9 protein-coding genes are annotated in these 15,919 nt (G+C 37.7%); 8 read left to right on the plus strand and 1 reads right to left on the minus strand.

Annotation, left to right across the window (positions count from 1 at the left end):
• Positions 1-412 precede the first annotated feature (412 nt).
• The 5 genes from FQ087_RS04280 to FQ087_RS04300 all read left to right on the plus strand — a co-directional run bounded on the left by FQ087_RS04280 (position 413) and on the right by FQ087_RS04300 (position 8,587).
• Positions 413-1,864: an alanine/glycine:cation symporter family protein gene (locus FQ087_RS04280; RefSeq protein ID WP_149579299.1), complete on the plus strand. Its 1,452-nt coding sequence runs from the start codon at positions 413-415 to the stop codon at positions 1,862-1,864.
• Positions 1,865-2,155: 291 nt separating this feature from the next.
• Positions 2,156-2,773, plus strand: a complete 618-nt coding sequence (locus FQ087_RS04285) for a pseudouridine synthase (protein ID WP_255452268.1) — start codon at positions 2,156-2,158, stop codon at positions 2,771-2,773.
• A gap of 114 nt (positions 2,774-2,887) precedes the next feature.
• Complete coding sequence (gene sspL / locus FQ087_RS04290; protein ID WP_149580742.1) at positions 2,888-3,034, plus strand: small, acid-soluble spore protein L; 147 nt, start codon at positions 2,888-2,890, stop codon at positions 3,032-3,034.
• A gap of 918 nt (positions 3,035-3,952) precedes the next feature.
• The gene (locus tag FQ087_RS04295; RefSeq protein WP_149579300.1) at positions 3,953-7,813 is read left to right on the plus strand and encodes an AAA domain-containing protein; all 3,861 of its coding nucleotides are present in this window, start codon (positions 3,953-3,955) and stop codon (positions 7,811-7,813) included.
• 21 nt (positions 7,814-7,834) lie between these two features.
• A complete protein-coding gene (locus FQ087_RS04300; protein WP_149579301.1) occupies positions 7,835-8,587 on the plus strand; it encodes a hypothetical protein in 753 nt (250 codons plus the stop codon).
• A gap of 118 nt (positions 8,588-8,705) precedes the next feature.
• Here FQ087_RS04300 and FQ087_RS04305 read toward each other — a convergent pair whose 3' ends face one another.
• Positions 8,706-10,349, minus strand: a complete 1,644-nt coding sequence (locus tag FQ087_RS04305; RefSeq protein ID WP_149579302.1) for a PucR family transcriptional regulator — start codon at positions 10,347-10,349, stop codon at positions 8,706-8,708.
• 250 nt (positions 10,350-10,599) lie between these two features.
• Here FQ087_RS04305 and FQ087_RS04310 point away from each other — a divergent pair, with 250 nt between their 5' ends.
• From FQ087_RS04310 to allB, 3 genes are all read left to right on the plus strand, one after another.
• Positions 10,600-11,835: a pyridoxal-phosphate-dependent aminotransferase family protein gene (locus FQ087_RS04310; RefSeq protein WP_370456029.1), complete on the plus strand. Its 1,236-nt coding sequence runs from the start codon at positions 10,600-10,602 to the stop codon at positions 11,833-11,835.
• Positions 11,836-12,921: 1,086 nt separating this feature from the next.
• Positions 12,922-14,322, plus strand: a complete 1,401-nt coding sequence (locus FQ087_RS04315) for an NCS1 family transporter (RefSeq protein ID WP_149579304.1) — start codon at positions 12,922-12,924, stop codon at positions 14,320-14,322.
• A gap of 134 nt (positions 14,323-14,456) precedes the next feature.
• A complete protein-coding gene (gene allB / locus FQ087_RS04320; RefSeq protein WP_149579305.1) occupies positions 14,457-15,842 on the plus strand; it encodes an allantoinase AllB in 1,386 nt (461 codons plus the stop codon).
• Positions 15,843-15,919 lie beyond the last annotated feature (77 nt).

Genomic DNA, 15,919 nt, shown 5'->3' on the forward strand with positions numbered 1-15,919 from the left:
TTTAGTACGAATACCGAAATATCAGGATGTGTAGGGATGCGACTTTGTCGCATCCCTACACAACAACTGCATTTTTCACTTGAACATTGTAGGAACCCAACAGGCAACTATTCACAACAGGATTACTAAGGAGGATTGAATTACAATACCTCCTTAAGTCTGTCTTAATAGTTAGCCGAAAGCGGTCCGAAAATAGTCCAGTGAAAATGGGGGTTATCAAGCCCTTCTCACCAGTATTTTATGCAAATATATAGTTAATCAACAGAAGTGAGTTAAAATGATCGTTTTGTACCTGTCACCGTCTTTTCTTTGGGTCCTATATCGAATGCTAGTCGTATACAACTTAAAGTCTTGTCATATAATCAAAGAGGAGAAAAATGAGAGATTATTCTGGAATTGAGGAGGGATTTTAGTGGAGGGCTTTGTAAATGGTCTGAATAGTATTTTGTGGAGTACGCCAGTCATTTATATTTTACTTGGGGTTGGTTTATTTTTTTCTATATTGACTCGCTTTTTGCAGGTAAGGCATATTAAAGAAATGTTTACATTGATGTTTAAGGGGAAAAGCTCGGACGCAGGTATTTCGTCCTTCCAGGCGCTATCAATTGCACTTTCCGGACGGGTTGGGACAGGGAATATCGCGGGTGTGGCAACGGCAATATTTTACGGAGGACCAGGAGCTGTCTTTTGGATGTGGGCAATTGCTTTCATAGGTGCTTCAAGTGCCTTTGTTGAATCTACTCTAGCACAAATTTACAAAGTGAAACAAGATGGACAATATCGCGGCGGTCCAGCTTATTATATTGAGAAAGGGATAGGTTGGAAGTGGTTTGGAACCCTATTCGCAATTGCAGCCCTGATTGCGATGGCGATCCTTATGCCGGGTGTCCAGTCCAATTCGATTGCTGTTGGGATGGATAACGCATTTAATATTCCTCAGTGGGGAACTGGACTTGTAATTGTAGGTATATTAGGTTTCATCATTTTAGGGGGAGTCAAACGAATTGCGAATGTTGCACAGGTCATCGTGCCGTTCATGGCGTTAGGATACATGTTGGTCGCACTCATAATCATCGTAATGAATATCAATCTATTACCTGAAGTCTTCACTTTGATTTTTAAAAGTGCTTTTGCCATGGATTCCGCTTTTGGCGGCATTATCGGTATGGCGATTATGTGGGGCGTTAAGAGGGGAATATATTCAAATGAAGCAGGGCAGGGGACTGGAGCTCATGCGGCAGCAGCGGCAGAGGTATCTCATCCTGTCAAACAAGGTTTGGTTCAGTCTTTTTCTGTCTACATTGATACATTGTTCGTCTGTTCAGCTACAGCATTCATGATCTTGTTTACTGGCATGTATAACACACAAGCAGAGGATGGCACATTTATCGTTAATAATATTCCCGGTGTAGAACAGGGACCAGGCTATACACAGGCTGCTGTCGACAGTGCTCTTCCTGGTTTTGGAGCAGGCTTTGTAGCCATTGCGCTCTTTTTCTTCGCATTTACAACAATCATGGCTTACTATTATATCGCAGAAACGAACATTGCTTATTTAATACGAAAAAAGAACAAGAAAACAGCTATGCTGGTATTGAAAATTGTCATTCTAATCACGTCTTTCTGGGGAACAATCAGAACAGCAGAGTTGGCATGGGGACTTGGAGATGTAGGTTTGGGTATTATGGTATGGCTGAATGTCATTGCAATCTTAATTCTGACCAAACCGGCACTACTTGCCTTGAAAGATTATGAAAGTCAGAAGAAGTTGGGGCTAGACCCTGTTTTTAATCCAAAAAAACTAGGCATTAAAAATGCGGATTTTTGGGAAAAGGAATACGAGGATGATACTGATGTCCGTTAATGATACATGTGGAAATCTATTCGGAATTGGGCGTAGAGATTTCATTTCTTTTAGATAAAGACGAGACATTTAAATGAATATTAGACTAGAGGGATTTAACTAAGAACTTTACACGGGCTGGGTACTATTCAGACAATACACTACAAGCTTATGAAGAAATCAACCATGTTTAAGAATGGTTGATTTCTTTTGAGTTTATATTCAATTGAATCAATTTTGGTGTTGAATGAAATCAAGGGTAATAGATCAGGTGTGGTGTCATGAAGGATAATTATGTAGTGAAATCAATTTATCAGTTCATCTGGGTTTTGTTCTAAGAGAAAGGCAGATGTGTTCATTAAAGAGAGGAAAGTTACTGTGAACGGGCAACGTATAAAGGCAAAAGTAAACGATGTATACCTTATGTTCAACAAACCGCCGGGTGTAACATATACGGCAGCAAGCCATATTGAAGGTAATATTATTGATTTTGTCAATTACCCGGTACAGATTTTGCCTGTAGACTGGCTCGATAAACAATCTGAAGGGTTAATTCTTTTAACAAATGACGGTAGTCTAGTGGATGAGCTTTTACGGGAAGAAAGCAAACGTGAAAAAGATTATGTTGTAACGGTCGATAAAAAAACGATAGCGTTTATAGAAGAAATGGCTTGCGGCGTGGAAATTAACAATCCTAGAAAAAAAGGAAATACAATAACGAAGCCATGTAGAGTTGTTCTACTTACTGATAATTGCTTTAATATCACTTTATCACAAGGTTTGAACCGGCAAATTAGGAGAATGTATAGACGTTTTCAATATACTGTTACTCGTCTGCAACGGGTGAGGATCAAAGAACTCCCACTAGGTACATTAGCTTTTGGGCAATGGCGCAAATTATCTGGAGAAGAAATAGTTGGGGTGAAGTAAATAAGATTAGAGAAGAAAGACAAAAAACTTATGGGAGTGCATATACACCTTTTGGACATACTACAATTTGAACTGGAAAATTGATGAGATGTCTAAATGGAGGTGAAAGAAAAAATGCCGAAAAATAAAAATGCCAATAACAATAATGATAAAGGAAAGAAAGCAACTAGTGTAACACCACAAGGGTATGGAGATACGGAATTTGCAGAAGAACCAAAAAGTAAATTAGAAGAAGCAGCAAAAAAGAAAAACACAAAATAGTGTTGAGGCACGCGAACATTGGTATAAGGCAATAGTAGAACCAGCCATTTCATGAACTTGGCTGGTTTTTATTTAAAATTAATATGACTATCTTTAACGTTGGAATTTAAATTCGAATACAAAATTACGGAAAAATGTAGTAGTTAATTAATAGAGATGTGTGTAATATCGTACCCAAGTGTAAGGATGATCATGAAATTCATAAAAATTTAAGGAGAATGGTGTTCCTTCTTGAATCAATTTCATAACTACGTATTCAATGTGTAAAGACGAACACTCTTTAAGCGTATTATTATATTGTTCGCAAATGATTTGGCTACTCTCGTTGATTATAGTACGAGGCGTCAACTTGGCAACCGAAGTTCGCTGCGTCCTGCGGCAACAAGGAGGGATGGAGTGCAATCCTTCCTTGTTGCATGACTTACGATCCTGTATGCTCCAGGAACAGCAGGTGCTGAAGAGCATGGAATGAGCGGAGCGTTAGGAGCATTGGCTGTAATATTTCTGCAAAGGACGCAGAAATTATTACAAATCGAAACCTACGCTGTTCGATTGGCTGAAGCCGTGCCCGCGTAATGCGACCGCCTGAAGCAGAAATCAACCTTGTTCGGATTTTATAGTTTATACTCCTTTTATGAAATTGATTCACTTGAGAATACAAAAATATATTCAAGTGCTTTTAGGTGCAATATGTATCTTTTCATTATAAGATTGAAAAACCTATGACTGATTGTCTCCAAATATGGAGCGATCAGTTTTTGATTGTCCGAATATAGGAGTAGATATACGTTCCTTTTAAATTAAGATAATTGTCAACCCTTATTAGTAATTGAACCAATTGATTGTTTGTATACATTTTTCTTCAATACAGTGTCATACTTAAGAATAGACCCAATTTTGGAAAGGAAGGCATGCTTAATGAGATATAAATCAACCATAAATGAAACGGTGCGATGTGGCCTTGAAATTACGGCTAATGCACGCAAAGAACTCATGAAATGGTCAAAGGATGAGCACGCCTTTTTTTCGATGCAGGTTGCCTTTGATGTACATATTGAAAAGCGTCCAACTAATAGACAAGGTAATATGTCGTTTTCGCTTTTCTTCGATAATGGCACGAATGAAGTCTTATCTAAACTTTTAGACGACAGAGTAGCCGTATTAGAATGTGTTTATCAAAATGATGGTTTTCTAGCAACTGGTTTTCACGTAAGGGGCCGTAGAGAACCCGTACAGACAAACAGACGTCTTCCTAAACGTTTGAAATTTCTAGTTGGTCGTAGCACTGGCGTCGCGATGCCTATCGAGTTGTACACAAGCATCCGAGAATTGCCGATTGCGCAAGAACGCTCTGAGTATGTGAAAAAAAGAATTGCCAGTTGGGAAGGGTATTTACGTATACAAGAAAGCAATGCGGATGTCGCAGATTTGACGGCGTCTTTTTCGATGTCCAGCTTTAATGAAGATTTCAGTAAGTTGAGCGTTGTTTGTAGCGGATTAAAAGGAAATGAATGGAATACAATTAAAGGTTTTAGTGTCAAGATGAAAGGTCTCCAAAGTGATATTGGTAGTGTTGTAAATACGGAACGGTCTAAGAAAATCGTAGAAATCGAACTGAGTCGGAATTATAAAGAAATGGCAAGGCGGAATGACTGGCACCCTAAATCTTATAAGAAAGTCGTGTTCAGTAATTTTGCCGAACTTAGCCAGGTAAAAAGATTACGGAAAGGTTTTAAAGATCTTCAAGACGGTCTTGCAGCCAACGCGAATTTAGAAAAGGTCCTTTTTGAGGAGCGGCCAGTTGTTCGCATTTCAAAGAAACAGCAAGAGCTTGTTTTTCATAACGAGTTAAATAAGTTTCAAAAAGAAGCGGTAACTGGGGCAATGACATCAAATGATCTGTACGTGATTCAGGGGCCTCCAGGGACTGGTAAGACGACGGTTATTTCTGAAATATGTCATCAAAATGTTAAGGCAGGGTTGCGTACACTCGTCGCCTCACAAGCAAATCTAGCAGTGGACAATGCACTAGGCAGATTGTTATCTCATCAAGATATTCGGATTTTACGTTATGGTCGGACAGATAGCATTGAAGAAGAAGGTAAAAAGTTTATTGAAGAAAATGTAGCATCGAACTGGAAAAACGTAACGTTAGATGCTGTAAATAGTCAACTTCAGTCAAATTCTGAAAAAGAAGCGCAACTTAAAGATGAACTAGCTAGTTGTGAAGTACGGTTGGAAGAACTTCAAATTGAATTGGTGTCATTAGATGAAAGAGTTAAGCTGAAAGAAGAGGCCAAAGCGCAACATCTTGTCCTTGCTAGCGAAATCATGAAGCTCAAACAAAAAGCAGTGATCTTTAAAAAAGAACGTGAGGAATTATTGGGCAGTCAGGTTAATTTAAAGAAACTCGCCGACGAATTAATCGTGGAAATTAATCGACTTGAACAAATCATGGAAGTAGATAATATAAGTCCTGACACAATCAATCAGATGGAGCAATTAGTGCCTCAAGTAGAGAAAATACGTCATTACATAAGCTATCGTGAAACAGTACAAATGATTAACGAGACGGAAAACTCTATCGCAATCATTCGCAAAGAGCTTGAACTAAAAAACAATAAAATCGATACGATTCATGTGTTTTTAAAACAGCTTGATTCGATAACTAAAATCGACTTATTGAAAAACCGCTTAGCGTTTTTTGGAATTGTACCGACATTCAATACGAATTGGAAAATGACCGAATTAAATAAATTGATTGATTCATTTAAATATGACGCGTCTAGCGGCGAATACGGTGAGTGGCAGGAACTCCAAAATCGACTTTTAGCCGCTATTGAGATGATAGATCGTTTGTTAAAAGAGCACGGATTTCTTCCGAATGCAGTTAAAAGAACTGTCAACCAAAGATATAGTTCAGTACAAGATATTCATGGGCTCATTGATCGTGTTGGAAAGTTTTTAATCGATCCATCGACTAAACGTAGTCTAGAAACGAGAAATTACTCTGCCGAAAAATATGACAATCTTGATAAAATGGCAATTGCTTTGGAAATGTTGCGTGAAAGAAAGAATTATGTTCAGACGCAGAGCGGAAACTTGGAAAAACAAAATCAAATTAGGTTAGATGCTAAAAAAATGTTCGCTGTCATTAAGACAGAAGTAATCGAACATACCAATCAATTTATCGTAGAAATTGAACAGGAAAGAAGCGGCATGCAACGCAATGCAGAAAGTCACCAAATAACGCTGAATGACCTTGAGCAAACAACTACAAAACTTCGAGATTTAGTAGGGATGGTCGATGAAACTGTATCACTAAGTGTAGTGAAAGAAGAATTGGAGCAGAAAGAAAAGCTCTACGCCGATTATTTGCAAAAGAAGGCTGCACTTAAACAGAATGCCTATGAGCTGGACATTAAAAAGAACGATTCTGAAGTAAATGCTCAACTATTACAGAAAAATATAGCTACACTTCAAGCTAAAAACGATGAAATTGAAGTAGTAAAAGAAGCTTGTATTGAGCAAGAAAGCCTGATAACAGCTTTAGTTGAATTACTAAACCAAAATCCCGAAGAACAGCGTCAACAAGCGCAAACATCTTTCATTGCTGTATCTAAAAAGATAAAAAAACTCAAAAACGACAAAAAACGATTGCCTATCAACCATTCACTTCAAAAAGAATGGCTGTCACTACTAACAGAAGCGAATGAATACGATCTCTACGAAATCCGAAAACTATATGTGCAACATGCGAATGTAATCGGTACAACTTGCGTCGCGTCCGCTAGGCGTGATTTCATGGAGGAATATCCTATATTTGATGTGGTAATAATCGATGAGGTTTCTAAAGCGACACCTCCTGAATTACTGCTCCCTATGTTAAAAGGGAAAAAGATTATTTTAGTTGGAGATCATCATCAGTTACCGCCGCTTATGGGGCAAGAGACACTAGAAGAATTGCTCGAGGAAAGTGCCAATAATGAAGAAAAGAAAGAACTGGAAAAACTATTGAAAGAATCATTATTTGAACGTCTTTTTAGAACCTTACCTGAGCAAAACAAAACGATGCTTGCAATCCAGTATCGTATGCACGAAAGCATCATGGAAACAATTACGCCTTTTTACAAAGAAGGAAATTATGGTCTTCAATGTGGTTTAGTGGACTCTGATTCTGTTCGTGATCACTTGATTGAATCCCGCTATGTGCAAAGAAATGATCATCTTCTCTGGTTCGACATGCCGAATGAACCGAAGTATTTCGAAGAGAAGGTTAAAGGGGGAACAAGTCGTTTCAATCAAGCTGAATTGACGATGGTAAAAAAACTCCTGATGGATTTAGAGAAGGCAACTGAAAATGCGAAGAACGCAGGAAGAATGAAGCAGGAAGACAAGAAAAGTGTTGGTGTAATAAGCTTCTATGGTGAACAAGTAAAAAGGGTGGATCGCTTGATTCAACAAGAACTGATCCCGCAGCATTTGCATTGCAGAACAGGGTCAGTAGACAAGTTTCAAGGTATGGAGATGGACGTCATTATATTGAGTTTTGTACGGAATCATCAGGACAAGGGTGGTGACATCGGATTTGCAAGGGACTATAGGCGTCTAAATGTTGCTTTGTCACGTGCGCGTGAGTTGCTCATAATCGTGGGGAGTTCGGGTATGTTCACAATGAGGACAAAACATCCAAGTTCAAGAGAAATGTATGGACGTCTTTTAGAAAGCATCAAATTAAAAAATGGATTAAGGAATCATGAAGGAACTATTAAAGTGTAATTTGTAGGGGGCCCCTGTTTTATGCATGACTTAAAGGGTAGATTAACAAAAGAACTTCAACAGGATTTTAATGTCAAAATAATGGGGACTCTCTCATGGAGTTTGCCTGTTAACTCAATCGAAATTGAATACTTGACTGTAATGCGAACTAAAGTGGATATTCTTATGAAAATGATATTGATCGCTTTTGGAAAAGCTGATATTGCTACTGCAGAAGAGTTGAGTGATATTCTTCTCGTCGAACAGCTTTTTATCAACGATTTAATCGACAAAATGACTAGCTCAGGTGTAATTGAAATAAGAGAAGGTTTTTACTCATTGACAGATGTCGGGGTCCGGCAATTTAAAACAGGAATTTTTGTACATGAACCAGAAAGTGGCTCTACACAGGCGCTATACAGTCCGTGCCATCAATCCTTTTTGAACAAAGAGTTAAAGAATAGTGCGTATGAAGAAAAGGAAATCTATCGCTTTAACAATGAAATTGACGATTGGTCTGTAGCGACATTGGAAGATGCGGTACTAATAGATGCACTTAAAACGATGGGTATAGAATCAGGTGAAGGAAACGTTCAAATCGTTGTTTCCGAAATTGTATCTGCTTCTGACATACAAGTCGATTTGGTGCCTTGCATTGAATTTCATTTGTATAACGAGGCGGAAGATTTACTCTATGCGCGGGTGTGGAATACATTATCCGAACACTGGGATGAAACGCTCGAAGCACAATTGAATGAAAAAGAACGGAAAAAGTGGCGAGAGATTTACTTGTAATTATTTTCTTTAGATGTGTAAGGTGTTCGTTTTACAATACAAAAAATCACCCATTCATTTATGTACATAAATGAATGGGTGATTTTTTGTGCTGGAGGTTCTTCTTTCTCTTCTCAAATCAACGTTCTCTAATGAACATCGCACGCATAAGTAAGGCAAGGCGTAAATGAAGTGAGTTTTGTGAATCATGGACGGAACAACCAAGAATTTCCTCACATTTGGCAATTCGATATTTAACGGTATTACGGTGAACGTACAACTTCCTTGATGTAAGTGCAATTTCGCAATTATTATCCAGATAAACGATTAATGTATTTACTAAATCTTCCTCATCCTTACTTTTTGGATAGGAGAGGGAGTGCAAAGTACTTTCATAAAATTGTAGTAAACTTTCTTCGGGAATTAAGCGTAACAGTTCAATTAATTGTTTTGGTACGTAGAAGTTAATAAATTTATACTGAAACAACTCTTTTCCTTGTTTCCATGCCTCTACCGCCTCCGCAAATGTGATCGGTATATAAGAAACGTCATTAAATAGGTTACCTACACCAAATGAGAGAGAAATCTTTAAATTTAAATAAACCTTGTGCTGAAATTCCTTCAGCCTTTCTTCTATCGAAGTTTTAACTGGATCATCAATATTCAAAGGAAATTGCATCAAAATAACAAAATAAGCGTCTTTCATGAAAACTATATTTTTGGTATCTATATTAAAAAATGAGTTATTTAAGTACTTATACAAGTAGTCATATAAATTGTTCATTATATCTGTATTTTGCTTATCATCATCAATTTTACAAACAATGCAAACGTAGTTATGGTTGTCGATTAAGCCATATTGTTTTCCCCTGTGAATAATTTCCTGCTTAGAAGAAATGTTTCCATCAACGAGAGATGTGAAAAAGTTGTTCTCTAACAAACGATTGTTTTCTCTAATCGCCTCGTTTTTAAGGAGAGTGAATGAAATAATCGTTGACGCTTGCTCGATAGCTAATTGCGAAGCAGGGTATGGAAGTTCCTCAGGATTAAAAATAATTAGCAAATATGGATATGGATGCATCGTTTTGACTTGAAATAATTTTATAGAAAATTTTATATTTGGTTCGTTAGGATTTGCAACTGAAAGTGCATCTGTTTCTCGATAAGTATCAATATCGCTTTTAATAAGTTTCTCGACATTTTCTGCCATCATTTTCATGTTACCTGCCTGGAAATGATGTGAAAAAGAAGTGGTTTCACCCATTGGATCTAAGAGAAGAACAGGGCTTTTTAATAAGGACCCTAGGCTTTCAATCAAAGCTTGCAGTTTATAACCTTTTATCATCATATTGGTAAATTTTTTATGCACATGAATTGCGTAAAAAAGCTCTTGAATTTGGCTATCCCATATAAAACTTAGTAATTGATGGGCAACAGTTCCTAATGTTAAAGATTCTGGAATTTGTATTATTGGGAAATTCAATGAGTTTGCTAAATCGATTACTTCTTGAGGGATTTCATCAATGAATCTTTTAAGTTTGATGGCAATCCCTGCACAGGGACGTTCATTGATTTGTGAAATGAGATTGACTAGTTCAGCGGGATTGTCCTTAAAGGCGTATCCGGTCGTAATTAATAATGAGTTTTCAGCCAAGAAATGAATGACATCGGGTGTTTCTGAAACTTCAATTGATGCAACTTCTCTTTTGAGCCCGGCATGTCCAGCTATAACTTTCGCTTCTTGGAAAATATCTACGAAAAATAAATCTTCTACCTTCTTCATAACGCACCCCTATTTCATCTTTCTTCTACCATTTATTTTAGAATAAGATAGTGAATGGAAATACCTAAATGTATCTTATGTACAAAATGTAATTATGAAATTGTCTAAACTGAATAATGACATCTTTTATTTATTCCCTTAGAATCAACTGTACATAGAATATTCCTTGAAATCAATTTATATCGAAATTGATGTAGAAGAAATAGAATTGAAGGGTTCACTATAATCAGTAAGGAAAGGGTGAATTAATATGTTAAGAGAATTAAATCCTTCTTTGCGGACGCTAATGACACCAGGCCCGGTAGAAGCGGAACCGCGTGTGCTTCGCGCAATGACAATCCCAATTATTGGGCAATTTGATCCGGAATTTTTGGAGATTATGGATGAAACAATGGAATTGTTGAGAATGACATTTCAAACTAGAAATCATTGGGCCTATCCTATTGATGGTACATCACGCTCTGGGCTTGAGGCGGTACTTAACTCCATTATCGAGCCTGATGATAAAGTTCTTGTACCTATATTCGGGAGGTTTGGCCATTTAATAGCCGAAATAGCTGATCGTTCAGGTGCGGATTTAACCACAATGGAATGTGAATGGGGTACAGCTTTCGATCAAGATGAGATCATTACTGAAATAAAAAGAGTAAAGCCGAAAGTTGTAGCACTCGTACATGGTGAGACTTCAACAGGCATTATGCAACCGCTAGATGAAATCGGTAAGTTCTGTCGGGCAAATGATGTTTTATTTGTAGTGGATGCTGTTGCGACATTGGGAGGAACAGATTTTAAAACAGATGAGTGGTTTGTTGACGCAGTTATTAGCGGAACACAGAAATGTTTAGGAGTACCAACAGGTATGGCTCCAATTACTTATAATGAAAGAATTGAAAAAATCATTCTTGAACGAAGAAAAATAGAACAGGGACTAGATAGTACATCTAAAAACTCTAGAAGAATTCAAAGTAACTATTTTGATTTAAGCCAAATTCAAGAGTATTGGAGCCCAAAACGTCTAAATCACCATACAGAATCAACGTCAATGCTTTATGCACTTAGGGAAGGCTTACGTATAGTACATGAAGAAGGTTTGCAAGAACGATTCGAAAGACATAAGTTTCATGAATTTGCACTAGTAGCAGGCCTTGAAGCGATGGGACTTACTCTATTTGGTGATTCTCGATATAAAATGCCGGTTGTAACTTGCGTGCATATTCCTGACGGAGTAAACGGTGATGCAGTTCGTTCCACAATGTCTAAAGAGTTTGGAGTTGAGATAGCTAGTACATTTGGAGCGCTTGCAGGTAAAATATGGCGTATTGGCTCAATGGGTTTCAGCTGTAGAAAAGAAAATATTTTAAAAGTTTTGGCAGTGTTGGAGGCATCCGTCTATCGCCATGGAGGTAAGGTCAATTCTGGTAAAGCGCTTCAAGCTGCGCTTGATGTATACGAGGGGAAAACGGCTGTACTTTCAGGGAAATATTGATTATAAAACATTAATTTATTTGTATTGATTAATCGAAATTAACCAATAAATGACTAGCTAATTTTGTGATGAAACCTCAGTTACTCTATGTACAGTTACTGCTGTATCACTTTTGACTGAACGGCTACTACACCATTTTCGCGATTTCTTACTGCGTAGTGATGCGACTTTTTCAAACAACTGGCTCATTTGATACTTCTTTTATTATGATGATTATTGCTTTGGTAGTATCAGCTGGAATTGCGTTGACTATAAACGAAAAATCGAAAAAGGATACAGAAGATACAACTATTTGAGAACATAAAAAGGTGGTTGCTCTATAAGGAACAACAACTGCTCAGTTGACTGAACAAAAATAATTTAAAATTCCTTTGCAGGGAAAATAAAATTAAAGCGCCTGAATTAATTTTCAGGCGCTTTTTCTATATTTACTTTTATAGCACTCTATCTGAATCAATTTCACAATTACTTATTTCATGTATAAAGACGAACGATATAATTCATCTACCAATTCATTGTCCGTCAATATTACGGACTACTCTCGTTGATTGTAGCGGAAGATGGCGACTCCTGCGGGAACAGCGCGAGCTGAAGACCCCGCAGGAGTGAAACGACGAGGAGGCTGAAGCCGTGCCCGCGGAAAGCGTCCTTCTGAAGCGGAAATCAACATTGTTAGTTTTTTCCGTTTAATAATCCTATTATGAAATTAACTCATCTTAGTCAATTTAAACAAAAACCAAACTTTAATATTGTCTAAAATAGATAGTGATTTTTGAATTATTAACAATTACAATCATAATATAACAAAATTCTGAAAATTGTAAATTGAAAGATGGCACAAGTAGCTAAATTTGTTTTGATTATGGAATTAGTGATTCATCCAAATCATTTTCAGAATAAGGGGTGGGAATCCTTCGGGATCAAAAAAGTTACCGGGAGATGAGAGTAAGAATTTAGTAAAGATCTATTGCAAGTAAAGATGTAGAGATTGTCCTAAAATTTATAAGCAAACATCTAAGCTTTAACTTTTAAACGATTGTATGTTCAAAAATAAAGCAAACAATGAAAAAAGGAGCTGGATGTGAAATGACTGTAAAAATGGAAAATAACGTAACAATAGAGACGCAAATACGAACTGTTTCCGGTATAGATGAATCATTAAAACCGAAAACAGAAGAGGCAAGGACGGTAGGTCCGATATCGTATCTATTTATGTGGATTGGAGACGGCGTTAATTTAGGCAACATGACGCTTGGAGCTAGTTTGGTTGTTGCTGGAGCTGCAACTTTAAACATCTTTCAGACATTTGCCGCGGCCATCATAGCAATTGGTATCATTTCAGTTATTTTCGCTTTAAACGACAGACTCGGATACAGAACGGGAATACCATATGTTGTTCAACTCAGAATGTCCTTCGGGGTCAAGGGCTCCATCATTTCATCACTTTTACGTGGTGTCCCCGCCATTGTTTGGTATGGCTTTCAAAGCTGGATTGGTGGTACTGCTTTAAACGAAATTGCCAAGATTATTACGGGCGGCACCTTTGACAGTATTGTTATTTGCTTTGTAGCGCTTCAACTGTTGCAAATTGTGCTTTCGCTGTACGGTTTCCACGCCATTAAATGGGTAGAATCACTTGCATCAATTATTATTATGCTAGCGCTTGTCTATGTATTTGGCGTACTTTTAACATCTCATAGCGCTGTTATTGCAGAAAGATGGGTTCATGCAAAAGGCACGTGGGGCTTACCGTTCTTTGCTTTCATAATGATGTTTTTGGGTAATTATGCGGCTATCTTTTTAAGTGCAGCGGACTATTCTAGAGAACTCAAAGCTGGTATTAGCGATGCAAAACGCGGTTTACTATACTTTTCACCTATTCTGATCGCGTATGGTTTAACACTTACAATTGGCGTAATGCTCGCTTCCGCAACTGGAATTTCTAATCCTGTGAAAGCGTTTGCAATTGTGGTAGATAACCCTTATATTACAGTCTTTGTATCGGCATTTATTGTTTTAGGTGCAATTGCAGTAAACATGGTAGCCAATATTATTCCGCCGACCTATGTGATTACATTACTTACAAAAATGAAATATAAACCTGCTGTAACCGTAACTGGACTGCTTGCGTTATGCTCATTCCCTTGGGTGCTTGTTCAGGATTCATCGGCAAAAGGTCTAGGTATGTTCATTCTTATCTATTCCGCATTTTTAGGCCCGATTGTTTCGATTTTATTAATTGAATATTATATTTTAAGGAAGCAAAAAGTAAATGTTGAAGATCTATACAAAGAGGAAGGTCCCTTTGCCGGATATAATCCATCTGCATTAGTTGCATTGCTTATTGGAGCTGGCGCAGCGTTTATAAAAGTGGAACTGGCTTGGATTGTTGGATTTGTTGTTGCAGGTATTGTCTATATTCTTTTGATGAAGTTTGCGTTTAAAGATTCAAAATTCAAGAAGGGAACGATATTTGAGGGGAAATAGAAACCTATTGATGGAAACAAATCTGTAAATTATAGATAAGGGTGAATCTATCCTACAGTAACGGCGGTAGGGAGGGATTGAAATTCATCCCTCCTTATTGAAGATTAACTTTATCCAATTCGAGGGGGAAAAACATGAAGTATGATCTAATTATAAAAGGCGGTCAAGTTGTTTTTAGAGACGAAGTAAGAATTGTTGATATTGCAATTAAAAATGGAAAAATATCTGCTATTGCTGAGACGATTTATGACGGCGCTTTCAATGTCATAGATGCCGAAGGGCAATATGTAATGCCGGGAATGATCGATACACATGTTCATATTTGCGAACCTGGGCGAACAGAGTGGGAAGGTTTCGTTTCGGGAACAAAGGCATTGGCTGCGGGTGGCACTACAAGCTACGTAGACATGCCATTAAATGCGCTTCCCGCAACAGTAGATAGAGGGGCGATACGTTCGAAGCAAGAGGCTGCTAATGGAAAGAACTATGTTGATTATGCATTATATGGAGGTCTTGTCCCAGGTAATCTTGACAAACTGGATGAGCTTTCTGACGAAGGCGTCGTTGCTTTCAAGTGTTTCATGGCAACTTGCGGTTCAGACATTCCGGATGATTTTAAAAATGTTGATGATTATACTCTCTATGCGGGGATGAAGAAGTTGGCTGAATTGGGTCATATGTTATCGATTCATGCTGAAAATGCAGTCATTACGGATCGTCTGGCTGAAGAGATGGTGAAGCAAGGGAAGACAACAGCTACAGACTATGTGGCATCACGTCCTGTATTTACAGAGGTCGATGCTGTAAAGCGGGCCTTGTTTTTAGCTAAAGAAACAGGTTGTAAACTTCATTTCGTACACATTAGTACAGCAGAAGCGGTAGATGAAATTACTAAGGCTAAAAATAAAGGCCTAAATGTGTCTGTCGAATCCTGCCCACACTATTTTACAATTACGACTGAACAGTTTGAAGAGATTGGACCGGTCGCAAAATGCTCACCTCCACTACGCAATGAAAAAGAACAAGAAAAGTTATGGAGAAAATTAATTGAAGGGAAAATTGATATGCTAACATCAGATCACTCGCCATGTTCTCCTGAGATGAAACATAGCGACACTAATAACATATTTGAAGTTTGGGGTGGGATTACGGGCTGTCAAAATAACGTTGATATAATGTTCGATGAGGCAGTATTAAAACGTAATGTTCCTGTCACTGATTTTGTGCGCATGATTGCAATAAATCCAGCAGAGCGTTTTAATTTGCCTACAAAGGGAGAAATCGCTATATCAAAAGATGCCGATATCATCCTTGTTGACGCGAACCAATCCTATGTAGTGAAAAAAGAAGATCTCTATTACCGCCACCAACATAGCCCGTACATTGGAAGAAGTATTGATTGCCGAATTACGAAGACTCTTGTCCGTGGGAATTTAGTATTCGATTTAGATCAGGGCATTGTAGGAGAACCAGTTGGCAGATTAATAACGTTTAATGCAAAAGTAACTGCATTGGTATAATAAATTCAAATTTCAAGCGATTCCACCTATAGTTTGGGTGGAATTGCTTCTTATTGCCGTATTATCCGGAATTCAAT

This window comes from Sporosarcina sp. ANT_H38 (assembly GCF_008369195.1).
Taxonomy (GTDB): domain Bacteria; phylum Bacillota; class Bacilli; order Bacillales_A; family Planococcaceae; genus Sporosarcina.

Bases quoted from the DNA above. Each gene is read 5' to 3' on its own strand.
- sspL (WP_149580742.1), top strand. From the start codon at position 2,888: ATGCCGAAAAATAAAAATGCCAATAACAATAATGATAAAGGAAAGAAA.
- FQ087_RS04295 (WP_149579300.1), top strand. From the start codon at position 3,953: ATGAGATATAAATCAACCATAAATGAAACGGTGCGATGTGGCCTTGAA.
- FQ087_RS04300 (WP_149579301.1), top strand. From the start codon at position 7,835: ATGCATGACTTAAAGGGTAGATTAACAAAAGAACTTCAACAGGATTTT.
- FQ087_RS04305 (WP_149579302.1), bottom strand. From the start codon at position 10,349: ATGAAGAAGGTAGAAGATTTATTTTTCGTAGATATTTTCCAAGAAGCG.
- FQ087_RS04310 (WP_370456029.1), top strand. From the start codon at position 10,600: ATGTTAAGAGAATTAAATCCTTCTTTGCGGACGCTAATGACACCAGGC.
- FQ087_RS04315 (WP_149579304.1), top strand. From the start codon at position 12,922: ATGACTGTAAAAATGGAAAATAACGTAACAATAGAGACGCAAATACGA.
- allB (WP_149579305.1), top strand. From the start codon at position 14,457: ATGAAGTATGATCTAATTATAAAAGGCGGTCAAGTTGTTTTTAGAGAC.